Genomic DNA, 23,301 nt, shown 5'->3' with positions numbered 1-23,301 from the left:
TCACATCGCCATGACTGTTCCAGGGCGTGTCAATGGTTGCCGCTGTCAGGGACGGCAATTATGGGCGGTCAATCCGGGTAGCAGACCATCGGAATGTTCGGCCACACCGCGCTGTCGCAGTTGGCGCTGACTTGCCTCTGTTTGAAGGCGGTGCTGACCGGTCCCGTCACCATCGGGTCAACGCCATCAGGCGCATCGGCAAAGGCCTGTTCGGCGGTCTGGGTGTCTGACTGCGCAACGGCGCGCGCGCCTTTCTGGGTCGCGGCAGCCGACTGCGCGGCGTTGGCCGCCAGCAGCAAGGCAAAGGCCACCGAAGCGATGAGCGGCCAAAATCTGTTGAGTTTATCGGTCATGACGGTCGAACTGCCCGGGCCCTGAAAGGTTCCCGCCTTGGTTAACAAAATCATCTCACACGCAGATGCTTAAGATTTGATGAGTATTTGGTGTCGCGCTTCCCCTTTCGCAACTGCGAAAAACCCTGTATGAGCCGCGCAACCGAAAGAGGCAGCGCCTTTGGCCTGCTGCCTGCAACGCTTCCGAGACCCAGAACATGAAACTCCGTAATATCGCGATCATCGCGCACGTCGACCATGGAAAGACCACCCTTGTCGACCAGCTTTTGAAGCAGTCCGGCTCCTTCCGCGACAATCAGCGCGTCGCCGAGCGCGCCATGGATTCCAACGACCTGGAAAAGGAGCGCGGCATCACCATCCTGGCCAAGGCGACCTCGGTCGACTGGAAGGACACCCGCATCAACATCGTCGACACACCCGGCCACGCCGATTTCGGCGGCGAGGTCGAGCGCATCCTGTCGATGGTGGATTCGGCCATCGTGCTGGTCGACGCCGCCGAGGGCCCGATGCCGCAGACCAAGTTCGTCGTCGGCAAGGCGCTCAAGGTCGGCCTGAAGCCGATCGTCGTCATCAACAAGATCGACCGCCCGGACGCCCGCCATGTCGAGGTGGTCAACGAGGTGTTCGACCTGTTCGCCGCGCTCGACGCCACCGACGAGCAGCTCGACTTCCCGATTCTCTACGGTTCTGGCCGCGATGGCTGGGTTTCGGAAAATCCGGAAGGCCCGAAGGACCAGCAGCTTGGGCCGCTGTTCGATCTCATCATCAAGCATGTGCCGGCACCGACCGTCCATCCCGGTCCGTTCCGGATGATCGGCACCATCCTGGAAGCCAACCCCTTCCTCGGCCGCATCATTACCGGCCGTATCGAATCCGGCACGCTGAAGGCCAACCAGGCGGTCAAGGTGCTGCACCATGACGGCACCCAGATCGAAACCGGCCGCATCTCGAAGATCCTGGCTTTCCGCGGCCTCGAGCGCCAGCCGATCGAGGAAGCCCAGGCGGGCGATATCGTCGCCATCGCCGGCCTGTCCAAGGGTACCGTCGCCGACACGTTCTGCGACCTAGCGGTTACCGAGGCGCTGCATGCGCAGCCGATCGATCCGCCGACCGTGACCATGTCCTTCCTGGTCAATGACAGCCCGCTCGCCGGTACCGAAGGCGACAAGGTGACCAGCCGCGTCATCCGCGACCGCCTGCTGCGCGAGGCCGAAGGCAATGTCGCGCTGAAGATCGAGGAATCGCCCGACAAGGATTCGTTCTTCGTCTCCGGCCGAGGCGAATTGCAGCTCGCCGTGCTGATCGAGACGATGCGCCGCGAAGGCTTTGAAATCGCCGTGTCGCGCCCGCGCGTCGTCATGCAGAAGGGTGAGAACGGCGAATTGCTGGAACCGGTCGAGGAAGTCGTCATCGATGTCGACGAGGAACATGCCGGCGTGGTCGTGCAGAAGATGTCGGAGCGCAAGGCCGAGATGGTCGAACTGCGCCCTTCCGGCGGCAACCGCCAGCGCATCGTCTTCCACGCGCCGACGCGCGGCCTGATCGGCTACCAGTCGGAGCTTCTGACCGACACGCGCGGCACCGCCGTGATGAACCGGCTGTTCCATGCCTACGAGCCCTACAAGGGCGAACTGCCCGGCCGCACCAACGGCGTGCTGATCTCCAACGAGCAGGGCGAATCGGTCGCCTACGCCATGTGGAACCTGGAAGACCGCGGCCCGATGGTCATCGATCCGGGCGTCAAGGTCTATCAGGGCATGATCATCGGCATCCACTCCCGCGACAACGACCTCGAAGTGAACGTGCTGAAGGGTAAGAAGCTGACCAACATCCGCGCCGCCGGCAAGGACGAGGCGGTCAAGCTCACCCCACCGATCCGCATGACGCTGGAACGCGCGCTGGCCTGGATCCAGGACGACGAACTGGTCGAAGTGACGCCGAAGACCATCCGGCTGCGCAAACTCTATCTCGACCCGAACGAGCGCAAGCGTTTCGAGAAGTCGTCCAAGGCGGTCGGCGCGGCGTAATTTCTTCTTCCGACGATTTCCGAGAGGGGCGGGGCACCAGGTGCTCCGCCCCTTTCTCGTTTTACCCGCCGGCTGCGGAGATGATCGCTTCGTGGTCCGGCTCGCCGGCCAGGTCGATCCGGATCGTCATCCCCTGGCGGGCCGGCTTGCGTAGGGCTTTGTCGCCGTCCGGATCGACGATCAGCAGGCGTCGTTCCTCCAGCGCCTGAAGCCGCGAGCGCGAGATGCCAAGTTCGCCGGCGAGCAGACGATCAAGCCGCAGCGATGTCGGCATTTCCAGCCCAAGGCGGAGTTCCAGCGCCGCCGCGCGGTCCCTGGCGCCGCCTAGCAACCGCTTATGCACGGCGACATCGGGAAACTCCTCGACGCGCCCGACCTGGTTGCGCAAGGCGACCATGTCGAAGGCATGGCGCCGCGCCAGTCCCGGGTCGTTGCTTTCGAACGCCTGCAGCAGGGCCGGTTCGATGTCGCGGCGGTTGCAGCGTTCGAAAATGCCGAAATTCCAGGAATTATCGCAGTCGACGCAGCGGTAGATCAGCCACACGTCGATGCGCTTGCCGTTGGCGTTGACGCGGAATTTTCCGCTGCAGCGATAGGCCTTCATGCCGCCGCAGCGATTGCAGTTGATCAGCGGTTGAGGTGCGATTTGGGGCGCGATCGCCCAGTGGATGCGTAAAGTGCCGAACATGCCGGTAAGCCCTTCCCGTCGGGAAGTTCATCAGGTCGGCACGATCGAGATGCCCATGCGGGCGCGGCGTGGCGGTAGGCTGTGGGGATGGTCAGGTGTCGCCGGCGGAAAGCGCGCGACAGCGGTTCAGCAGTGCCAAACCGGTCTCGAACCGCCGCCCAGAAGAACACATGAATATAAGACAGGCACCGCGGATGCGGCGCCATGCGAGTGTGTTGGGGGAGTTGACGAGACCGGCGGTTACTGAGGCAAAGTGAAGCTCAAAATTGTTTCGTGGCAGGTCTTCTAGCCGTAGCCAACGAGGACGGCAAGGCAGGCCAACGAATGATGGCTTCCGACTTTATTCGGGGCATTCGGAGACGTCCGGCGGGAAACTACCGTCGGTTCCATGCACTGGCGATCACCGATCTGATGCCGCTGGTGCCCAGGGGAGGTACGCTTTCTATGTCTTCAATGGTTCGCAAGACGGAATAGTGATCGATCTTTTCGGAGTATCTCCCTGGTTCAACTCGAAATCCGTAGAATAAAGTAAATATATGATTCTCTGTATGGTAGTCGTCTTCATCGAATGTTATGATAAAAAGGCTGTTGTTTTTCTTCGACCAAGCCGCGTAGCCTCCAAGGTAAGTTCTCAACCAGGCATCCGCCGTCTCTATTGTGCCATCATGCATGTCATTTTCGAGATTGGGGATTACGAAGCTAACGGATGGTAGCTTCGCATAGTCGCGAGGGAACTGGGCCAAAGGCTTCTCAAATCCCTTTGAATCCGCAAACGATTCCCAAGGATTGTGTTTTCGCGGCGATTTGGCTTCGACGTAGCCCGTGAACGTCTTGCCGTGAGCTCGAAGACGAGCGGCCAGGTTCGGTGCTGCAAAGCTATGCATGCCATCGTCATGGACGCCTTGTGTCAAGCCGCTGAACAGGGCGAAGTAATCGGGTTGGCTGGGGTGAGCAACCCCGTAGGACCGATCGAACAGAGCGCCGCCTTTTGCCAGCCTGTTCAAATAGGGAGCACCTCGCCCCGCCAGAGAAATCTGCTCAAAGGTGTGGTTTTCCATGATCACGACAACGACGTGATCATATTTCGGCGGCTTCCTTGACGATGTTACAGCCTGCGGCGCTCCGGTCAGCGTCATGACGGCTACCAGGACAGCCGGCATGGAGAACCGTCGAAGGACAGCGCGCCAACTTTGCACAGCCACGAGAACTCCTCCTCCCGCCTGCTCGGCAAGATCAACCTGACTGCAAGCCACCGACGTTGCAAGCGGCGATGTCGATCGGATATCGTCCGCCCTTCAACCGCTTGGAAGGCAGTGCCATGCATCTCACCTCGCTCCTGATCTTCGCCGCCGCCTTGTTCGTTGCCGCCGGCTCGCCCGGTCCGTCGATCGCGGCACTGGTCGCACGCGTCATCGCGAAGGGCTTTCGCGACGTGTTCCCGTTCCTTCTCGCCATGTGGATCGGCGAGGGCATCTGGCTGTCGCTGGCGGTGTTCGGACTTGCCGTCGTGGCGCAGACCTTTCACTTTGCCTTTGTTGTCGTGAAATGGGCAGGCGTCGCCTATCTCGCTTACCTTGCCTGGAAGATGTGGACGGCGCCCGTCGACGCGAAAGAAGGCGAGATGCCGCGCGAGGATTCAGCCGTGAAGCTGTTCTTCGCCGGCATGGCCGTGACGCTCGGCAACCCCAAGATCATGATGTTCTACCTGGCGCTGCTGCCGACCATCATCGACCTCGCTTCGGTCAGCATCGTCGGCTGGGTCGAGCTGACGGTGACCATGGCGGTGGTGCTGATCGCCATCGATCTCGCCTGGGTGCTCGCCGCGGCGCAGGCGCGCAAGCTCTTGAAGAGCAAGCGCGCCATGAAGATCGCCAACCGCGTCAGCGCCACCACGATGGCCGGCGCCGCTGCCGCGATCGCGGCGCGGTCTTGAGCATGATCCTGAGGCGAGGCGTCAGGCCATCATATTGATGATCGGTGCGATCTCGACGTTGCAGTTCGGCATGGCCAGCATCGGGCAGCCTTTGGCCTTTTCGGCGGCATCGTCGATGTCTTTGGCCTCGATGATCGAGTAGCCGCCGGTCGGGTTGCTGCCGCCGTTGTTTTCTATCTTGCCGCCAGGCAGGACGGTCTTCGACATGCCGACTGGATTGCCTGGATCGACAACGGCCGAGCCAAGCTTTCCGAACCAGCCTGTCCAGGCGTCGGTCATCGCCTTTCGCTCGGCTTCGCTCGTCGGCATCTTCCCGGAGCCGTGATAGACGTAGAGAAACTTCGCCATGTTCTCCTCCCTTGATGAGCGGCATTGAACCGGCATGCGGTCATGCCGCCTGCCGATCATCGGACCAAACCGACAAACACGCAACGGAAATGAGGGGTGGCTAATATAAGGCGCGGCTAGGGCCCGCCTCAACGCGCCATGGCGTGGTACTCGTCGTTCGGCCGCATGTCGATTGCCGCCGCCACCCGGTTCGACATATTGAAGAAGGCCGCGGTCGAGGCGATGTCCCAGATGTCGCGGTCGCCGAAGCCGACCTTTCGCAGCGCTGCCCGGTCGGCCTCGACGATCTTGGCCGGCTCCTCGGTCAGCTTGACGGCGAATTCGAGCATCGCTGTCTGCCTGGGGGAAAGCGCGGCGGCACGGAAGTTCATCACCATCATCTCGCCGAGCGCCGGGTCGCCCGACAGCTGTCGCACCGCGGCGCCATGCGCGGTCAGGCAGTAGTAGCAATGATTGATGGAGGACACGGCAACGGCGATCATCTCGCGCTCCAGCTTCGACAGGCCGGACTCGCCCAGCATCAGGTCGTTGTACATGTCGGTGAAGGCGCGCAGTTTCTTGTCGTCGAAGGCATAGGCCTTGAGCACGTTGGGAACCAGGCCGAGCTTCTCCTGGCATTTGGCGAAATAGGCCTTTGTCGGCTCGCTCAGCTCTCCCGAGGCCAGATCCAGTGCTGAAATTTTGCCGGTCATGGGTCACTTCTCCTCGTCGGGCGCTGTCTTGTGATCGAATTCCGATAATTCATGGCAAGCCGTCAAACCTTTGTCGCCAAACAGCGGTCATCTGCTACGATAGTCGTAAAAGCATTCGACGGGAGGGAATAGCGTCATGGCCAGCGTGAAATCCGCAGCGAAGCCGAAGAAAAAAGCCACATCGGCGACAAAGACCGAGGAAAGGCCAGCCAGGCTTGCCGATTACCTGCTCGCCCGGGCACCGGCGGAAGACATCGCCGCCTATGAGGCGGCCGATCTCGAACGCGCCGCCGACCTCGCGGGCCAAGCGGTCGCCGGCCACAAGAAGGGCGCGTGCGTGGTTGCCGTCGAGACCGATTCGGGCGTCGTCCGCGAAGGCCGCCCGGTCACGGTCATCACCGTCGTCAACGACAACATGCCGTTCCTGTTCGATTCCATCCTCGGCGAGATCACCGAGACATCCGGCGAGCCGACCCTGGTCACCCACCCGGTCATCACCGTTCGCCATGGCAAACGCGGTGTCGAGGAAATCCTCGGCGACGGCAATTTCGCCAAGGACGATGGCAGCCACGACCGGCTGAGCGTCATCCATGTCCACATACCGCGGCTGACGGTGGAAGCGGCAAACGCCCTGACCGAGCGGCTGCGCAAGATGCTTGGCCAGGTCCATGCCGCCGTCAAGGACTGGAAGCCGATGCTCGCCCGTCTCGACCAGGCGATCTCGGAATTCCGCTATTCGGCGGTACCGCTCGACAAGAACAGCGTCGCCGAGGCGATCGCCTTCCTGGAATGGCTGCGCGACGACAATTTCACCTTCCTCGGCATGCGCGAGTTCAAATACTCCGGCGGCGAGGAAAGCGGCAATCTCGAGCGGGCCGACAAGCCCGGCCTCGGCATTTTGTCCGATCCCGATGTGCTGGTGCTCAGGCGCGGCACCGAAGCGGTGACGACGACCCCTGAGATTCGAGCCTTCCTGCATGGGCCGGAGCCGCTGATCGTCACCAAGGCCAATGCCAAGTCTTCCGTGCACCGGCGCATCTATCTCGACTACATCGGCGTCAAGACCTATACCCCGAAGGGCACGCTTGCCGGCGAACTGCGTATCGTCGGCCTGTTCACCTCGACCGCCTACACGCGCTCGGTGATGAAGATCCCGTATCTCAGGTCCAAGGCCGAAACCATCATCGCCAAGTCCGGCTTCGACCGGCACGACCACTCCGGCAAGGCGCTGATCAACGTGCTGGAAAGCTATCCGCGCGACGAACTGTTCCAGGTGCCGGTGCCGATCCTGCGCAAGCATGCCGCGGCCATTCTCGGCCTGATAGAGCGGCCGCGCGTCCGGGCGCTGGTGCGCGCCGACCAGTTCGACCGCTTCGTCTCGATCCTCGTCTTCGTGCCGCGCGACCGCTACGACAGCGTCGTGCGCGAGAAGATCGGCGCCTATCTGAAAAACGTGTTCGAAGGCCGGCTGTCGGCCTACTACCCGGCCTTCCCCGAAGGCGGGCTGGCGCGCGTGCATTTCATCATCGGCCGCTCCGGCGGCAAGACGCCGAAGGTCGAGCAGGCGACGATCGAGGCGGCGATCCGCGACATCGTGCGGACATGGGAGGATGCCCTTTCCGACGCGGCGGATGCGGGTGGCGGCGACCAGGCGTTGAAGGCCATCGCCGCAAGGCTGCCTGAAAGCTACCGCGATTCCTTCAGCGCCGCGGTGGCGCTGGCCGATGCCGGGCGCATCGCCAGGATTAGCGCCGATAATCCCATCGCCATCGACTACTATCGCCATGCCGAGCAGAAGCCGCACCAGGCGGCGCTGAAGATCTATCACCATGGCAGCCCGGTGGCGCTGTCGCGGCGCGTGCCGGTGCTGGAAAACATCGGCTTCCGCGTCATCAGCGAGCGCACCTTCGAGGTCGGCGACGATGCGACCGACATGGTCTTCATCCACGACATGGAACTGGAGAACAGCTACGGCAAGCCGATCGACCTTACCGATGGCGGCGCGCTGTTCGAGGACGCCTTCCTGTCGGTGTGGCGCGGCGATGTCGACAATGACGGCTACAATGGCCTCGCCCAGACCGCCGGCCTGTGGTCCGGTGAAATCACCATTCTGCGCGCCTATGGCCGCTATCTGCAGCAGGTCGGCATTCCGCAAAGCCAGGATTTCATCGCCGCGGCGCTCAACCGCTATCCCGATATCGCGCGCGGCCTGCACGCGCTGTTCATTGCCCGGCTCGGCCCGACGGCGGAAACCGAGGGCGTGGTGGCGGCAAAGCACCTCAAGGCCAAGATCAAGGACGCGCTGGAAGATGTGCCCAACATCGATGACGACACCATCATCCGGCGCTACCTCAATCTGATCGAAGCCTCGCTGCGCACCAATCATTTCGTTGCCGATACGAAGCAGAAGAGCCAGTCGCTGGCGATCAAGCTCGAGTCGCAGGCGGTCGAGGGTCTTCCGGCGCCACGACCGTGGCGCGAGATCTTCGTCTACGGTTCCGAGGTCGAAGGCCTGCATCTGCGCTTCGGCCCGGTGGCGCGTGGCGGCCTGCGCTGGTCGGACCGCGCCCAGGACTACCGCACCGAAGTGCTCGGCCTGGTCAAGGCGCAGCAGGTCAAGAACGCCGTCATCGTGCCGGTCGGCGCCAAGGGCGGCTTCTTCCCCAAGCGCCTGCCGGTGGGCGGCAGCCGCGACGCGATCTTCGAGGCTGGTACCTCGGCCTACAAGAATTTCGTCTCAAGCCTTTTGTCGATCACCGACAATATCGGGCTGGACGGTGTCATTCCGCCGGCCGGGGTCGTGCGCCGCGACCAGGACGATCCCTATTTCGTCGTCGCCGCCGACAAGGGCACGGCGACCTTCTCCGACACCGCCAACGCCATCTCCGAGAAACATGGCTTCTGGCTCGACGATGCCTTCGCCAGCGGCGGCTCGGCCGGCTATGACCACAAGAAGATGGGCATTACCGCCAAGGGCGCCTGGGAAGCGGTCAAGCGGCATTTCCGCGAGATCAACCGCGACATCCAGACCTCGCCCTTCACCGTCGTCGGCGTCGGCGACATGTCGGGCGACGTTTTCGGCAATGGCATGCTGTTGTCGCCGCAGACAAGGCTGATCGCCGCCTTCGATCATCGCGACATCTTCATCGATCCCGATCCCGACATGACGGCCTCGATGGCCGAGCGCGAGCGCATGTTCGCGCTGCCGCGTTCGAGCTGGCAGGACTATGACAAGACCAAGCTGTCGGAAGGCGGCGTTATCGTCTCGCGCAGCCAGAAGTCGATCACCTTGCCGGCGGCCGCCGCGGCGGCGATCGGCCTCAGCAAGACCACCGCCACGCCGGCCGAGATCATGACCGCCATCCTCAAGGCGCCGGTCGACCTCCTGTGGTTCGGCGGCATCGGCACTTACTTGAGGGCCTCCACCGAAAGCAATGCCGAGGTCGGCGACCGCGCCAATGATGCCATCCGCATCACCGCGCTCGACGTGCGCGCCAAGGTGATCGGGGAGGGCGCCAATCTCGGCGTCACGCAGCGCGCCCGCATCGAGTTCGGCATGAATGGCGGTCGCTGCAATTCCGACGCCATCGACAATTCGGGCGGCGTCAACTGCTCCGACGTCGAGGTCAACATCAAGATCGCGCTGGCGTCGGCCATGCGCAAGGGATCGCTGACGCGCCCGGCCCGCAACAAGCTGCTGGCCGAGATGACCGGCGAGGTCGGCGGGCTGGTGCTCTCCAACAACTACCAGCAGACGCTGGCGCTTTCGATCGCCCGCAAGCGCGGCCTTGCCGACATCGCGCACCAGGCCCGCTTCATGTCAGCGCTCGAAGCGCGCGGCCTGCTCGACCGCGCCGTGGAGACGCTGCCGTCGCCGGCTGCCCTTGCCGAGCGCGAGGCGCGCGGCGAGCCGCTGACCAGGGCCGAACTCGGCGTGCTGCTCGCCTATGCCAAGATCGTGCTGTTTTCCGACATCGTCGCCAGCGATGTGCCTGACGATGCGCATTTCGACCGTGACCTGATGGGCTATTTCCCTGACCGGATGGCGAAGAAATACGCCGCCGAAATCCACGGCCACAGGCTGCGCCGCGAGATCATCGCCCGCGTCGTCGCCAACGACCTGGTCAATCGCGGCGGCCCGTCCTTCGTGAACCGGCTGCAGGAAGCCACCGGGCGCACCGCCGCCGACGTGGTGCGCACCTTCGCCGTGGTGCGAGACGGCTTTGCGCTGCCGGCGCTCTATAGCGAGATCGATGCGCTCGACAGTCAGATCGACGGCCAGGTGCAGCTCGATCTCTACCAGATGGTTAGCCGGCTGATCTACGTGACCAGCGGCTGGTATCTGAAGAACGATGCCGGCACGGCGCCGCTCGGCCAGCGCATCGCCGAGCTGCAGGATGCGCGCAAGGCGCTGGAGCCGAAGCTCGTTTCGCTGCTGCCGGCTTTCTCGCGCGAGCGGATCGAGGAGAAGCGGCACGGGCTGTTCAAGGCTGGCGCGCCGGAAAAGCTGGCCGAGCAGCTGGCGCTGAGCGAGGTGGCCGAACTCATCCCCGACATCGCGCTGACGGCGCGCACGGCCGGTGCTGACATCGTCGCGGCGGCACGAGCGTTCTTCGCGGTCAGCGATGCCTTCCGCATCCCGCGTGTCGAGGACGCGGCGCGCTCGATCACGCCTTCGGACTACTACGACCAGTTGGCGCTATCGCGCGCCACCGACACGATCGGCGCGGCGCGTCGCGGCATTGCGGTGGCGGCGCTCACCGGCCATGCCAAGGCAGCGGATCCGGTGGCGGCCTGGCTGGAAGCCGGCGGCGACCGCGTGGCGCGCATCCGCGAGCGTCTGCAGGCGCTCACCGAAGGCGGCGAGATCACCGTGTCGCGGCTGTCCGTGGCGTCTGGGCTGATGAGCGATCTGACCGGGATGTGAGGGTTCTTGCGGAGGTTCGCGCCGCCCCTCATCCGGCTGCCGCCGTTCGTTGTTCGAAAAGCCAAGCAATTGGCTTTTCGTCCGCTACGCGAGCCACTCCTCACCTCCCGTATAGTGACAGGGAGAAGGGAACTGGTCGCGAGGCCGGCGCCCATTCTGCGACGTCGACAATTGGCGAAAGCCTTCGCGACAGCGTCTTTCTCCCCGTCACTATACGGGGAGAAATGTCCGGCAGGACAATGAGGGGCGGCGCAGCGCTTGTCATTTGCATGGGCATCAGAAACATGCAGACATGGCGCCCGACGCGGGTGGGGCCGAGGGAATCATCATGGCGGTAGAGACAATGCAGCGGGCGTCCGGGCGCGGCATCTGGGGATGGATGTTCTTCGACTGGGCGGCGCAGCCGTTCTTTACGGTCGTCACCACCTTCATCTTCGGTCCGTATTTCGTCTCGCGCATGGCTGGCGATCCCAACATCGGCCAAGCGGTCTGGGGCTACGGGATCGCCGCGGCAGGGCTGGTCATCGCCGTGCTGTCCCGATCCTCGGTTCGATCGCCGACCAGACCGGGCCGCGCAAGCCGTGGATCGCTTTCTTCGCCGCGATCAAGATCACCAGTCTCGCTCTGCTCTGGTTTGCCGCACCCGGCTCGAACCTGTTCCTGGTCGTTGCACTGTTTTCGCTGGCTTCGGTGGCGGCGGAATTCTCCACCGTGTTCAACGATTCGATGATGCCGCGGCTGGTGCCGAAGAGCGAGATCGGCCGCATCTCCAACACGGCCTGGGGGCTCGGCTATCTCGGCGGCATGATCGCGCTGATCTTCGTCGTCACCTGCCTCGCCGGCTCGCCCGAGACCGGCAAGACGATCATCGGCATCGACCCGCTGTTCGGCCTCGACCCGAAGCTTGGCGAGGATGCGCGCGCCACCGGGCCGCTGTCGGCCGGCTGGTATTTCCTGTTCATCCTGCCGATGTTCTTCTTCACGCCGGACGCCATCAAGGGCATTCCGATCGGGCCGGCGGTGCGCGAGGGCCTGTTGGAACTGAAATCCACGCTGGCCGAGGTGCGCAGGCGCGGCGGCATCTTCCGCTTCCTCGTCGCCCGCATGATCTACCAGGACGGCGTCAACGCGCTGCTGGCGCTCGGCGGCACGTTCGCGGCTGGCATGTTCCATTGGTCGATCACAGAGATCGGCATGTTCGGCATCATCCTCAATGTCGTCGCCATCTTCGGCTGTTGGATCGCGGCACGCCTCGACACCGCGCTCGGCTCCAAGGCCGTGGTGATGATCGCACTGGTCATGCTGTCGGTCGCCACCATCGGCGTCGTCTCGACCGGCCCAGGCTTCACGTTGCTCGGCCTGATCCAGCTGCCGACCACCGATTCGGGCGGGCTGTTCGGCACGGCGGCCGAAAAGGCCTACATCATGTATGGCCTGCTGATTGGCCTTGCCTTCGGCCCGGTGCAGGCGTCGTCACGCTCCTACATGGCGCGCAGCGTCACGGCGGCGGAATCCGGCCGCTATTTCGGCATCTATGCGCTGGCCGGGCGGGCGACCAGCTTCCTGGCGCCGTTCCTGGTGGCGACCATCACCGCGCTCAGCGATTCGGCGCGGCTCGGCATGGCCGTGATCATCCTGTTCCTCGGCATCGGCATGGCGATCCTGGTCAGGACGCCCTATCCGGCGGATCGGCCGGCGGAATAGCGCCTTACTCTCCCCTTGTGGGGAGGGTGGATCCGCGAAGCGGAGCGGGGTGGGGGTCAGCGCCATCACCCCACCCCGGCGCGCTCGCAAGCGAGCGCACCGACCCTCCCCATCAAGGGGAGGGTAAACGTGCTCAGTGCCGGAAATGCCTCACGCCCGTAAACACCATCGCGATGCCATGTTCATCGGCCGCCGCAATGACGTCCTTGTCGTTCATCGAGCCGCCCGGCTGGATGACGGCGGTGGCTCCGGCGGCGACCGCGGCAAGCAGGCCGTCGGCGAAGGGGAAGAAGGCATCGGAGGCGACGACCGAGCCCTTGGTCAGCGGTTCGACCATGCCAGCGGCCTCGGCCGCGTCCAGCGCCTTGCGGGCGGCGATGCGGGAGGAATCGACGCGGCTCATCTGGCCGGCGCCGATGCCGACCGTGGCGCCGTCTTTTGCATAGACGATGGCGTTCGACTTGACGTGCTTGGCGACGCGGAAGGCGAATTTGAGATCGGCCATCTCCGCCGGCGTCGGCGCGCGCTTGGTCACCACTTTCAGTTCGAGATCGTCGACCACGGCGTTGTCCCGGCTCTGGACGAGCAGGCCGCCGGCAACGGATTTGACGGTCATGCCGGGCGAGCGCGGGTCGGGCAAGCCACCAGTGACCAGCAGGCGCAGGTTTTTCTTCGCGGCAACGATCGCCGCGGCCTCGTCCGTGGCATCGGGCGCGATGATCACCTCGGTGAAGGTCTTCACGATGTCCTGCGCCGCTTCGGCGTCGAGGGTGCGATTCATTGCGACGATGCCGCCGAAGGCCGAGACCGGATCGCACGCAAGCGCCTTGGCGTAGGCCGATTTCAGCGATGTGCCCTCGGCGACGCCGCACGGGTTGGCGTGCTTGATGATGGCGACCGCGGCGGAGCGGCTGGGATCGAACTCGCCGGCCAGTTCGAAGGCGGCGTCGGTGTCGTTGATGTTGTTGTAGGAGAGCTGCTTGCCCTGCAGCTGCCGCGTCGTGGCGACGCCAGGGCGCTTGTCGCCATTGACGTAGAAGCCGGCGCTCTGGTGCGGGTTTTCGCCATAGCGCATCACTTCGGTCAGCCTGCCGCCGAAGGCGCGCCAGGTCGGGTGCTCGATCTCCAGCGCCTCGGCGAACCAGCTGGAAATCGCCGCGTCATAGCTGGCGGTGCGCGCAAAGGCCTTGGCCGCCAGCTTCTTGCGGAAATCCAGCGACAGCGAGCCGATGTTCATTTCCAGTGCGTTCAGCACCGAGGCGTAGTCGCCTGGATCGGTGACGATGGCGACATAGGCGTGGTTCTTGGCTGAGGCGCGGATCATCGCCGGGCCGCCAATGTCGATGTTCTCGACGATTGCTGCATAGTCGGCGCCGGAGCGGCGGACTTCCTCGAACGGATAGAGATTGGAGACGAGGAGGTCGATCGGCTGGATGCCGTATTTGCGCATCGCCGCCGCATGCTCGGGGTCGTCGCGCACGCCAAGCAGCGCGCCATGCACGGAAGGGTGCAAGGTCTTGACGCGGCCATCCATGATCTCGGGGAAGCCGGTGAGTTCGGAGACATCGCGCACCGCCAGGCCGGCCTCGGCGATCGCCTTGGCGGTGCCGCCGGTCGAGACCAGTTCGACGCCGGCCGCGGCCAATGCCGTGGCGAAGTCGATGAGGCCGGTCTTGTCGAACACCGAAAGCAAGGCACGGCGTACGGGAACGAGGTCCGGGGCGGGAATGTTCTTGGCGGCGACGGCCATGGGCTGGCGGCCTTTCACGGCTGGAGGGGCAAGCCCGCGCCGTAGCACATGACATCAGGAAATCAAGCGCCGTGCACCATTCGACGGTTTGATATGCAATTTGCCGGCCCCGGGTATAGGCTGATGTCCTCGCGATGGAGGAACATTGATGGCATTTGTCCGTATTGGCCAGTTCACGGCGTTGCCGGACACCACGGAGCGGTTGCGGGCGATCTACGAAACCGAGGCGATCCCCGCCATCCGCGCCGCAAACGGCAACATCAGCGCCGTGCTGTTGCAGCAGCATCAAGCACGCGACGCATTCATGGCAATCACCGTCTGGAGCACCGTCGAGGACGCCGCTCGCTACGACCGCAGCGGCCAGGCGGCGGCGATGGTCGACAAGATCCGCTTCGCCTTCGCCGGTCCGCCGACGCTCAGCACCTATGACGCCTTCGGTATCCAGCAGCAGGCTTGAGCGGGCTGGCAGCCCTCGCGGCAAAATCAGTTGTTTTCCGGATAGCCGGCGATGCTGGTGCGCGTCAGCTGCCAGTGGACTTCGGACACGTCGGAGGCCTTGAAGGCAAGCACGATCTGCCGGCTGCGGCGCGGGCCGCCGAGACCCGCGAAATAGATCGATTCCTCGACCTCCGGCACCACTTCGCCCGAGGTGAACACCCAGCTGTCGGCCTGGTCGGCGGTCAGCACCAGCCGGTCATGTTCGTCCTGCAGCAAGTTGATGTCGGGATGGACATGGAAGCGCACGGTGATGAAGTCGCGGCCATTGTTGCGGATCGCGGCATTGCCGGGCCGCTGGAACCGGTCCCTGCCGGCCAGGACATTGCCGTTCGACGACAGCTTAAGCTCGCGCTCGTGCAGGAAGCCGAAGCGCGCGACGTAGCCGTCATGGCGGGCGATGAAGCCCTGGATGCCCTTCTGGTCGATGCGCTTGCACTGCACCTGCTGCGGGCCGCCGATCAGCGGCGAGCCCAGCAGGCCGTTGACGCGCAGCGAATGGCTGAAGCGCGCCGACGAGGTGTCGTTGATGGTGGCGGTCGAGTGCGCGGCGGTGGCGCGCGCCAGCGGCCGGAACTCGGCGGCGCCATAGGTGTCGATGCCGGCATTGACGATGTAATGCTGGCGGCCGGACGACAGCTCGAAGGCAAGGCAGCCGGCGTGCGCCGCGTTGGACACGTCGACCGGCGGCGGCAGGCCGGTGTCGGCGATGACGGTGACCCCGCCCATCGACAGCCGCTCATAGCCCGAATGCGGCGCGTGCAGCAGCGGCGCGCCGGCGGTGTCGTCATGCCGCAATATGGTGGCGATGCGGTCATGGATGGTGGCGCCCATGCCGTTGAAACGGGCGAGGCTGCCATCCTGGTGGCGGAAGAAGCGCAGCGCCGGCAGCATGCGGTCGATGGCGCCGATCAGCGCCTGCGGCGGGGTTTCCGCCTGGTTGGCGTAGGTCTGGCGCAGCGGCAAAAGGTCGGCGAGGATTTCCAGCACCGACATCGGATTGCGTGAGATATGGCCGCCATCGGCGAGGATCTGGCGGTTGAGTTCCTCGGCGAGGTTGCGGGTGGCGCCGCGCAGCGCCGAAGCCGGCGCGGGCAGGGAAAGGGCGGCGAAGGCAAGTGCTATGCGGGCACGCAGCCGGTCCTTGCCGTCGGGCATCTCGCGCGCCATCGACCTGAGGTAGCGGATCTGGACGGCCAGCGACTTCAGGAAGGCACGGTAGAAGGGGAATTCGGCGCCCTGCAGCACGACGGAGGAATGCTGCAGCCAGGCGATGATGCGTTTGGCCGTCGTCCCGGGCTCCCAGGCGATACCGGCAATGTTGTTTCCGTGCATGGCGATCCAGTCGGACACCAGGGCACGCGCATTGGCGGCGGCAAGTTCGGTGCCGGCGGCGCGCATGTGGCGCAGCCAGCGAAAGCCATGCAGCGTCTTCTGCCAGCCATGATTGGGCACGTTGATCTGGAAGGGCGACTTGCCGCCGGTCTCTACCAGGTGCCCCGACAGGGGATAGCGGCCGTAATAGATCTCGAGCGCGATCTGCGGGTCGGCCAGCCGCAAGTCCGGCGGTGCAATCAGCACGCGTTCGGGCGTGCGGCCGGAATAGCGCCAGCGATAGACCGGCCCGGCGCGCAAGCGCCGGCGCGTCTTGCGCCAGAACTCCTTCGCGACAAGCGTCCACAGACGCGTCGTGTTGCTGGCAGCCAGTGCCAAAAGCCCTCCTGGTCCGTCCTCTATCCCGGCGCAAGCTTATATGATTCAAGAACTTATGCGAAGGCGGATTTCTTCCAACCGACCCACTTCACGCGGCCATGGCCGGGATCGTCCCTAAAAAAGTCGTCTCTGCCGCGACTTATGTCCACTTGCGGCGGCGGCGAAACTCGCTGGGCGAACGGTTTTCGCGGTCGTGAAAGATTGCTCTAAAGAGCGCGGCGCATGCGCGCAGCGAAGAAGCCGTCCAGCCCCGAGCGCTCCGGCGTGCCGAGATCAAGGTCGGCGGGCGTGGTGCGCAGCGTGCCTTGCGCCGTCAAGAAAGGGTCGATGCCGGCGACCTCGCCTTGCCGCAGCGGATCGTCGACTGCGGTTGTTTCGTTGAGAAAGGCACGATGCAAATCTTCGCCTTCGAGCGGGTCGAGCGAACAATTGGAAAAGACTATCCGGCCACCGGGCCTGACCAGCGTGACGGCGCGGGTGAGCAACCGCCTTTGCAGGTCGGCGAGCTTTTCGACATCGGCCGCCGTCTTGGTCCATGGCACGTCGGGATGCCGTCGCACCGTGCCCGTCGATGAGCAGGGGGCGTCGAGCAGCACCGCGTCGAACAGCTCCGCCGGCTCGTATTTGAGCAAGTCGGCCTGGACGATCTCGGCTGACAGGCCGAGACGGTCAAGATTCTGCGCCAGCCGGGCCAGCCGGTTCTTCGATGTGTCGACCGCCGTGACCCTGGCACCGGCCAGGATCAACTGGGCGGTCTTGCCGCCGGGCGCGGCGCAGAGGTCGGCGACACGCAATCCGCTGACATCGCCGAAGAGCCGCGCCGGCAGGCTGGCAGCGGCATCCTGAACCCACCAGGCACCTTCGGCGAAGCCGGGTAGGTCGGTGACGGCTCCGGCAAGATTTTCCACGCGCACCGTGCCGGTCGGCAGCACGATGCCGCCAAGCTTTTCGGCCCAGAGTTCGGGGTCGGCCCTGACCGAGAAGTCGACGGGCGCCTCGTAGCGGTGCGCGGCGAGGATCTGCTTCGCCTTGTCGGCGCCATAGGTGGCCTTCAGCCGGTCGGAGAACCATTTTGGCGCTTCGTCGGTGGCGGCAAGGGCGGCGGGCAGTTCCGTCTCCTTGGCACGCGCCAGCGTGCGCAGCACGCCGTTGACCAGGCCGGAAAAGCGCTGGGTGCGCGGATCGGACTTGGCATGGGTGACCGCGAGGTCGACGGCGGCGCTGTCGGGAATGTCGAGGAACAGGATCTGTGCCGCCGCCACATGCAAGATGTGCGACAGCGCCGTGGCGTTGGGCGGCAGCGGCTTTTCCAGGCGTCGCGCCAGCAGCCCGACGATGGTCATGCGGAAGCGCAGCGCGGTGACCAGAATGGCCCGCACCAAGCCACGGTCGCGCAAATCGAGTGCCTTGTATTGCGGGTGGCCGTTCTCGTGGTCGGTCAGTCCGTCGAGCGGTGTCCTGGCGTCTATGACGGCGGCCAGCAGCCGCGCCGCCGCCTTGCGGGCGGCGAGACCGGCGACGAATTCGCCGCCGTCTCTATGGTCCTGATCGCGTGAGCCTGTGCGTCGAGGTGCTCCCACGCTCACGACCATCGGCCCTTGGGCCCGGTCGGGTTGCGCCCCCATGGGTTGGCCTTCGGCCTTTCCGGCACCCCCGGCTGTTCCGCTTGAGGGGCCTGGCCCCACGGGCCGGACGGCTGCTGTTCTTCGGCGTGCCGAGGCGTGGGGCGCGGGGCGGCCTGGGTGCCGCCCGCCATCTGCCGCGCCATTTCCTGCAACGCGGCGATGCGGTTCTCAGTGCTGGGGTGGGTGGAGAACAGATTGTCCATACGCTCGCCGTGCAGAGGATTGATGATGAAGAGATGCGCCATCGCCGGATTGCGCTCCGCATCGGGGTTGGGAATGCGTTCGGCGCCGCGGGCGATCTTGTCAAGCGCCGATGCCAGCCACAGCGGGTGTCCACAGATTTCGGCGCCGCGCCGGTCGGCTTCGTATTCGCGGGTGCGGCTGACCGCCATCTGCACGATCATCGCGGCAAAAGGCGCCACGATCATCGCCGCCAGCACGCCGACAAAACCGAACGGGTTGTTGTTGTCGCGGTTGCCGCCGAGGAAGAAGGCGAAATTGCCGAGCATCGAGATGGCACCGGCAAAGGTGGCGACGATGGTCATGGTCAGCGTGTCGCGGTGCTGGACGTGCGCAAGCTCGTGCGCCATGACGGCCGCGACCTCTTCATGGGTCAGCCGCTGCAACAGGCCGGTTGAGGCGGCGACCGCCGCGTTCTGCGGGTTGCGGCCGGTGGCGAAGGCATTGGGCTGCGGATTGTCGATCAGATAGGTCCGGGGCATAGGCAGCCCGGCCTGCTTGGCCAGCGCCTGGACGATGGCGTAATATTCGGGCGCGTTCTTCTCGTCGACCTCGACGGCGCGGTTCATCGACAGCACCATCTTGTCGGCGTTCCAGTAGCTGAACAGATTGGTGCCGGCGGCGATGAGCAGGGCGATCATCATGCCGCCCGAACCGCCGATCAGGAAGCCGACGCCCATGAACAGCGCCGTCATCGCGGCAAGAAGCATGGCGGTGCGAAGTGTGTTCATCGTCTGCTCCTGTCGTGGTGATGGCAAAAAGGGGTCGATCGTGACAGCGCCGCGCGTCCTTTCGGACGCGCAAAGGACGCTGTAAGGTTTTATTTGCGCATGATCCTTTCCGAAAATCGATTCCGATTTTCGGGGTCATGCGTGGGTTCATGGCTATATGATGGGAAACACCTGACGCTGTTTCAATCCGCGTGGAATATCGCATGACCGACGAAACCAGTAAAACGCCAGCCGGCCCGGATGACGATGTGCCGGCAAGAGACCTGTCGCCCGCCGCGCGGCGCGCATTGGCCGAGGCCGAGGCCCGGCGCACCGCGTATCGCGAAAAGGAAGCCGCCCTGCCGAAGGAAGTCGGCGGCCGTGGCGGCAAGGAACCCGGCCGCTACGGCGACTGGGAAGTCAAAGGCCTGACCAGCGATTTTTAGGGATTGGTCTCAAGCGGCGTTGCGCTGTGGTTCGAGCGCCAGCCAACCGCGCTCGTCGATGGTGATGCCGACATTGTCATAACCCGCGATCGCGGCATGGGGCGTCGGCAGCGGGTGCGAATGTGTGGCGCTGATCACCATGACCGCGGCTTGCGCGGCCTCGGCCGCCGCGATGCCGGCCGGAGCATCCTCGAACACCAGGCAGTCGCGCGCATCGAAGCCGAGCCGTTGTGCGCCAAGCCGGAAGCAGTCGGGGGCCGGCTTGCCACGGGAGACGTCTTCAGCCGCGACGATGACCGCGGGGACAGGAATGCCGGCTGCCTCCATGCGCGCTAGCGCGAGGGAGCGCGGCGCCGAGGTGACGATCGCCCAGCTTTCGCCAGGCAGCGCCTTGAGAAACGCCACGGCGCCGGCGATCGGGACAATGCCATCCAGATCGGCCGCCTCGGCCTTCAGCAGCAGGTCGGCCTCATGCGCCGGGTCGACGCCTGGAAGGGCAAGGTTGGTGATGGTCTCGATCGCCCGCACGCCGTGGATCGTCGGCAGGAAGGCGGCGACGTCAAGGCCATGGCGGCGCGCCCAATCGCTCCACACCCGTTCCGCCGAGGCGATGGAATTGATGAGCGTGCCGTCCATGTCGAAAAGGAAGGCCGCGAATTTTCTGCCAGCAAGCATGATTTTCCTTGAAGTCCGGGGGGCGTGTCGAGGGAGGGCGCAACCGTAACGTCAAGGCGCGGACATGGAAAGGCATGAGGGCGTATTTTGTGGCGGTCCAGGGAACCACAGCCACCTCGCGACGTTTCAACGGCATTCTTTTTCATGACGATCGAAGGGGACCTGCGATGCTGATCCGGCTCGGCTACGAAATCGCCATTGAATGCGCAGAGGCCACACCGGTGATTTCGCTGCTTGAGATCCACAAGGACAGGCAAGCCGACATCAAGCGGCAGACCCGGGTGCTGACATCGCCTTCGGTGCCGACCAAGCTCTACCATGACCTGCATGGCAATGGCTGCCGCCGCTTCACCGCACCAGCCGGCACATTTCGCATCCTCTATGACGCAGTGATCGAAGACAGTGGCGAGACGGACGAGGTCAACACGCTGGCCCGGGAAGTGCCAGTGGCCGAATTGCCCGACGAGGTGCTCTTCTATCTCCTGGGCAGCCGCTATTGCGAGACCGATCACCTCAGCAGTCTCGCCTGGCAGCTGTTCGGCCATCTTCCCTCCGGCTGGGCACGGGTGCAGGCGATCGTCGACTATGTCCACAACCGGCTGTCGTTCGGCTATGGCTATGCGCGTTCGACCCGCACGGCGGCGCAGGCGCATGAGGAGCGGGTTGGCGTCTGCCGCGACTTCGCCCATCTGGCGATCACGCTCTGCCGCTGCATGAACATTCCAGCGCGCTATGTGAACGGCTATCTCGGCGATATCGGCGTGCCGATCGATCCGGCGCCTATGGATTTCTCGGCCTGGATGGAAGTGTTCCTCGACGGCAAATGGTACACGTTCGATCCACGCCACAACCGGCCCAGGACCGGTCGTGTCGTCATCGCACGCGGCCGCGACGCCACCGACGTGCCCTTGCTGCACAGTTTTGGTCCACACCGGCTCAGCCTGTTCAAGGTGTGGACCTATGAGCAGGAAGGCAATCTGTTCAATCCGCCCCATCACGGTATCGACAGGACGGTCAGCGCACAAATGCTGGCCTAAGGCATGTTGATATTCAGGTGATGCCGGCCTGCAAATGGCTGATACCTGCGCTTCCGGTGCTCACGTACGAAAAGTACGCTCCGCTCCGGTTCTCGGCATCAACCATTTTCGGCTCGGCCTGACCTGAATCTCAACACACCTTGGTTCCGTTCGCGCCCCAACTTACTCAGCTATCTCGGGACAACTGCTCCTCTTCGGCACAGAAGGCCTGTGCCGCAACAGGACGTCGCGGAGCAGTCCGCGATTGCTTCGATTCCAGCATGGTAAGCAGTCCGTAAACGCGGATGAATCCGTGACTTTCCGTTTACCAGTCATTCACCTTCGAAGCAGCCGAAAGTCAACAAAAACAATAGGTTGACGCGTCACAGCGCGTTTCCGGCGCTCGACCGGCGACTTCCGGCCGGAATCCTGCATTGCCATCATTGCGGCGACGAGGCCGAGGCAAGCGGAGGCTGTTGGATGCGAAATTACGGGGGTCTTGTTCACGCGGTCGGCGGGTTCGCCAGACACAGGGGTGGAAATTTCGCAATCCTGTTCAGCTTTGCTGCCTCGGTCTTGGTGCTAGCCGCCGGCTTCTCGGTCAACGTCGCGCAGCTCTATAACGCCAGATCGAGCCTGCAAGGCGTGGTCGACGCCGCGGTGACATCGACGGCGCGCGACCTGACGACCGGGGTCATCAATGAGGCCGACGCCAACAAGGCGGTGCAGAACTTTCTCGTGGCCAACAGCATGGCCGGCATCCTGACGGCTGACCAAGTCGTGCTGGACAGGCTCACCGTCAACCCGACGGCCAGAACCGTGCAGGCGGATGTCCATGTCGATGTCAGCCTTTATTTTCCGCTGTTCGGCATCAGCGACATGCGGCGCGTCGGCGCTTCCACCAAAGCACTCTATTCGGACAAGCAGGTCGAGGTCGCCATGATGCTCGACATCACGGGATCGATGGCGAAAAGAGGCAACGTCGACAAGATCGGCGATCTGAAAGCGGCGGCGAAAAACGCGGTCCAGACGATGCTCCAGAACCAGGACCCGAAGAACCCCCGCATCCGCGTCGCGATTGTGCCTTACGCATCCGGCGTGAACGTCGGCAATCTGGCGGAGAACGTCTACGCCGAGGAGCAGGCGAGTTCTGATCTGCCGCCGGTCGCCGGCAGTTCGCTTCTCGTCGCAAAGACGGGAAAGACGACGTTGCCGTCCTTCGGCGACTACAAATCCATTGTCGGCGCGGCAATGCCAAAGACCGACAATTGCGCGACGGAGAGGAAGGACAAGAACGGCAATGCGGATTTGAGTGATGACGGCCCGGACACGGTTCGCACCGACAAGACCGGCAAGAACTACTATGCCCTGGTCAACAGGGATGATCATCTGGGTGGCGGGAGCATGAACAGATGCCCAGACGCAGAAGTGATCCCGCTGACGGCCGATTCCGGCGCTTTGCTTGATTCGATTGGTGCCTTCCGGGCCGATGGTTATACGGCCGGCGCGATCGCCATCCAGTGGACCTATTATATGCTGTCACCGCAATGGCGGGCTGCGATCAAGAATGCCGGTCTCGGCAACGGCGCCTCGGATGCCAATGCGAAGAAGATTGCCAAAGTCGCGATCCTGATGACCGACGGCCAGTTCAATACGGCCTTCGCCGGAGCCGGGGGGAACTACAACGGCCAGGGCAACCTTGCACGTGGCAACGCCGAAGCCCTGTGCGGCAACATGAAGAATGATGGCATCGAGATTTTCGCGATCGGCTTCGATCTGAACGACAAGGACATGTCACCAACCGAGCGGGACCAGGCAAAGGCGGTGCTGAAGGGCTGTTCGTCGAAAGACGCCTCCGCCGCGGACAGGCATTATTTTGAGGTGTCCACCGGAGTGGAATTGGACGCCGCCTTCCAGGAAATCATCCGCAATACCGAAAAGGTCGCCCTGACCCAGTAA

At 64.1% G+C, this 23,301-nt stretch carries 17 protein-coding genes and 1 pseudogene; 8 read left to right on the top strand and 10 right to left on the bottom strand.

Features of this window, described 5'->3' with window-relative positions:
- Positions 1-68 precede the first annotated feature (68 nt).
- Positions 69-353 (bottom strand): hypothetical protein, encoded by a 285-nt coding sequence (locus tag ACVILI_RS02735; protein ID WP_223217841.1) that lies wholly within the window; start codon positions 351-353, stop codon positions 69-71.
- A 197-nt stretch (positions 354-550) separates the two neighbouring features.
- Here ACVILI_RS02735 and typA point away from each other — a divergent pair, with 197 nt between their 5' ends.
- Positions 551-2,380 carry a translational GTPase TypA gene (typA, locus tag ACVILI_RS02730; RefSeq protein WP_038650385.1) on the top strand — a complete coding sequence of 610 codons (1,830 nt, stop codon included), beginning with the start codon at positions 551-553 and terminating at the stop codon, positions 2,378-2,380.
- Between the two features lie 61 nt (positions 2,381-2,441).
- Here typA and ACVILI_RS02725 read toward each other — a convergent pair whose 3' ends face one another.
- Both ACVILI_RS02725 and ACVILI_RS02720 read right to left on the bottom strand, forming a co-directional pair.
- Complete coding sequence (locus ACVILI_RS02725) at positions 2,442-3,068, bottom strand: DUF1062 domain-containing protein (protein WP_038650383.1); 627 nt, start codon at positions 3,066-3,068, stop codon at positions 2,442-2,444.
- Between the two features lie 374 nt (positions 3,069-3,442).
- Positions 3,443-4,204, bottom strand: coding sequence for an alkaline phosphatase family protein (locus ACVILI_RS02720; RefSeq protein ID WP_240565276.1), 762 nt, complete (start codon positions 4,202-4,204; stop codon positions 3,443-3,445).
- A gap of 182 nt (positions 4,205-4,386) precedes the next feature.
- Here ACVILI_RS02720 and ACVILI_RS02715 point away from each other — a divergent pair, with 182 nt between their 5' ends.
- On the top strand, positions 4,387-5,001 hold the full coding sequence (locus ACVILI_RS02715) for a LysE family translocator (protein ID WP_038653512.1): 615 nt from the start codon (positions 4,387-4,389) through the stop codon (positions 4,999-5,001).
- 21 nt (positions 5,002-5,022) lie between these two features.
- Here ACVILI_RS02715 and ACVILI_RS02710 read toward each other — a convergent pair whose 3' ends face one another.
- Positions 5,023-5,349, bottom strand: coding sequence for a YciI family protein (locus tag ACVILI_RS02710; RefSeq protein ID WP_027047514.1), 327 nt, complete (start codon positions 5,347-5,349; stop codon positions 5,023-5,025).
- A 128-nt stretch (positions 5,350-5,477) separates the two neighbouring features.
- Positions 5,478-6,041 carry a peroxidase-related enzyme gene (locus ACVILI_RS02705; RefSeq protein ID WP_038650381.1) on the bottom strand — a complete coding sequence of 188 codons (564 nt, stop codon included), beginning with the start codon at positions 6,039-6,041 and terminating at the stop codon, positions 5,478-5,480.
- A 136-nt stretch (positions 6,042-6,177) separates the two neighbouring features.
- Between ACVILI_RS02705 and ACVILI_RS02700 the strand changes: the two genes are divergently transcribed.
- Positions 6,178-10,968, top strand: a complete 4,791-nt coding sequence (locus tag ACVILI_RS02700) for an NAD-glutamate dehydrogenase (protein ID WP_240565275.1) — start codon at positions 6,178-6,180, stop codon at positions 10,966-10,968.
- Between the two features lie 328 nt (positions 10,969-11,296).
- Positions 11,297-12,672 (top strand): annotated as a pseudogene (locus ACVILI_RS02695) (MFS transporter).
- Between the two features lie 133 nt (positions 12,673-12,805).
- On the opposite strand, the gene purH reads toward ACVILI_RS02695, so the two are convergent.
- Positions 12,806-14,422 carry a bifunctional phosphoribosylaminoimidazolecarboxamide formyltransferase/IMP cyclohydrolase gene (gene purH / locus ACVILI_RS02690; protein ID WP_038650379.1) on the bottom strand — a complete coding sequence of 539 codons (1,617 nt, stop codon included), beginning with the start codon at positions 14,420-14,422 and terminating at the stop codon, positions 12,806-12,808.
- Between the two features lie 148 nt (positions 14,423-14,570).
- Between purH and ACVILI_RS02685 the strand changes: the two genes are divergently transcribed.
- Positions 14,571-14,879, top strand: coding sequence for a putative quinol monooxygenase (locus ACVILI_RS02685; RefSeq protein WP_038650378.1), 309 nt, complete (start codon positions 14,571-14,573; stop codon positions 14,877-14,879).
- 26 nt (positions 14,880-14,905) lie between these two features.
- Here the strand turns inward: ACVILI_RS02685 and ACVILI_RS02680 are convergent, their stop codons facing one another.
- The 3 genes from ACVILI_RS02680 to htpX all read right to left on the bottom strand — a co-directional run bounded on the left by ACVILI_RS02680 (position 14,906) and on the right by htpX (position 19,226).
- The gene (locus tag ACVILI_RS02680; protein WP_019861872.1) at positions 14,906-16,630 is read right to left on the bottom strand and encodes a heparinase II/III family protein; all 1,725 of its coding nucleotides are present in this window, start codon (positions 16,628-16,630) and stop codon (positions 14,906-14,908) included.
- A gap of 206 nt (positions 16,631-16,836) precedes the next feature.
- Positions 16,837-18,222: an RsmB/NOP family class I SAM-dependent RNA methyltransferase gene (locus ACVILI_RS02675; RefSeq protein ID WP_038650377.1), complete on the bottom strand. Its 1,386-nt coding sequence runs from the start codon at positions 18,220-18,222 to the stop codon at positions 16,837-16,839.
- Positions 18,213-19,226 carry a zinc metalloprotease HtpX gene (htpX, locus tag ACVILI_RS02670; protein ID WP_038650375.1) on the bottom strand — a complete coding sequence of 338 codons (1,014 nt, stop codon included), beginning with the start codon at positions 19,224-19,226 and terminating at the stop codon, positions 18,213-18,215. Before htpX ends, ACVILI_RS02675 begins: the two co-directional genes overlap by 10 nt.
- A gap of 203 nt (positions 19,227-19,429) precedes the next feature.
- Here htpX and ACVILI_RS02665 point away from each other — a divergent pair, with 203 nt between their 5' ends.
- Entirely contained in the window at positions 19,430-19,651 is a 222-nt protein-coding gene (locus tag ACVILI_RS02665; RefSeq protein ID WP_038650374.1) for a DUF1674 domain-containing protein, read from the top strand.
- 9 nt (positions 19,652-19,660) lie between these two features.
- Here the strand turns inward: ACVILI_RS02665 and ACVILI_RS02660 are convergent, their stop codons facing one another.
- Positions 19,661-20,326 (bottom strand): HAD-IA family hydrolase, encoded by a 666-nt coding sequence (locus ACVILI_RS02660; RefSeq protein ID WP_038650373.1) that lies wholly within the window; start codon positions 20,324-20,326, stop codon positions 19,661-19,663.
- Between the two features lie 167 nt (positions 20,327-20,493).
- On the opposite strand from ACVILI_RS02660, the gene ACVILI_RS02655 reads away from it, so the two are divergent.
- Both ACVILI_RS02655 and ACVILI_RS02650 read left to right on the top strand, forming a co-directional pair.
- On the top strand, positions 20,494-21,363 hold the full coding sequence (locus ACVILI_RS02655) for a transglutaminase-like domain-containing protein (protein WP_019861867.1): 870 nt from the start codon (positions 20,494-20,496) through the stop codon (positions 21,361-21,363).
- Positions 21,364-21,822: 459 nt separating this feature from the next.
- Positions 21,823-23,301, top strand: a complete 1,479-nt coding sequence (locus tag ACVILI_RS02650) for a pilus assembly protein TadG-related protein (RefSeq protein ID WP_038653506.1) — start codon at positions 21,823-21,825, stop codon at positions 23,299-23,301.

This window comes from Mesorhizobium sp. USDA 4775, from assembly GCF_054062655.1.
Note: the sequence above shows the minus strand (reverse complement) of the source record. Positions and strands in the feature narration are given on the sequence as shown.

Excerpts from the sequence above, each read along its gene's own strand:
- typA (WP_038650385.1), top strand. The coding sequence starts at position 551 with ATGAAACTCCGTAATATCGCGATCATCGCGCACGTCGACCATGGAAAG.
- ACVILI_RS02715 (WP_038653512.1), top strand. The coding sequence starts at position 4,387 with ATGCATCTCACCTCGCTCCTGATCTTCGCCGCCGCCTTGTTCGTTGCC.
- purH (WP_038650379.1), bottom strand. The coding sequence starts at position 14,422 with ATGGCCGTCGCCGCCAAGAACATTCCCGCCCCGGACCTCGTTCCCGTA.
- ACVILI_RS02660 (WP_038650373.1), bottom strand. The coding sequence starts at position 20,326 with ATGCTTGCTGGCAGAAAATTCGCGGCCTTCCTTTTCGACATGGACGGC.
- ACVILI_RS02665 (WP_038650374.1), top strand. The coding sequence starts at position 19,430 with ATGACCGACGAAACCAGTAAAACGCCAGCCGGCCCGGATGACGATGTG.
- htpX (WP_038650375.1), bottom strand. The coding sequence starts at position 19,226 with ATGAACACACTTCGCACCGCCATGCTTCTTGCCGCGATGACGGCGCTG.
- ACVILI_RS02725 (WP_038650383.1), bottom strand. The coding sequence starts at position 3,068 with ATGTTCGGCACTTTACGCATCCACTGGGCGATCGCGCCCCAAATCGCA.
- ACVILI_RS02685 (WP_038650378.1), top strand. The coding sequence starts at position 14,571 with ATGGCATTTGTCCGTATTGGCCAGTTCACGGCGTTGCCGGACACCACG.
- ACVILI_RS02735 (WP_223217841.1), bottom strand. The coding sequence starts at position 353 with ATGACCGATAAACTCAACAGATTTTGGCCGCTCATCGCTTCGGTGGCC.
- ACVILI_RS02675 (WP_038650377.1), bottom strand. The coding sequence starts at position 18,222 with ATGGTCGTGAGCGTGGGAGCACCTCGACGCACAGGCTCACGCGATCAG.
- ACVILI_RS02705 (WP_038650381.1), bottom strand. The coding sequence starts at position 6,041 with ATGACCGGCAAAATTTCAGCACTGGATCTGGCCTCGGGAGAGCTGAGC.
- ACVILI_RS02720 (WP_240565276.1), bottom strand. The coding sequence starts at position 4,204 with ATGACGCTGACCGGAGCGCCGCAGGCTGTAACATCGTCAAGGAAGCCG.
- ACVILI_RS02700 (WP_240565275.1), top strand. The coding sequence starts at position 6,178 with ATGGCCAGCGTGAAATCCGCAGCGAAGCCGAAGAAAAAAGCCACATCG.
- ACVILI_RS02710 (WP_027047514.1), bottom strand. The coding sequence starts at position 5,349 with ATGGCGAAGTTTCTCTACGTCTATCACGGCTCCGGGAAGATGCCGACG.
- ACVILI_RS02650 (WP_038653506.1), top strand. The coding sequence starts at position 21,823 with ATGCGAAATTACGGGGGTCTTGTTCACGCGGTCGGCGGGTTCGCCAGA.
- ACVILI_RS02655 (WP_019861867.1), top strand. The coding sequence starts at position 20,494 with ATGCTGATCCGGCTCGGCTACGAAATCGCCATTGAATGCGCAGAGGCC.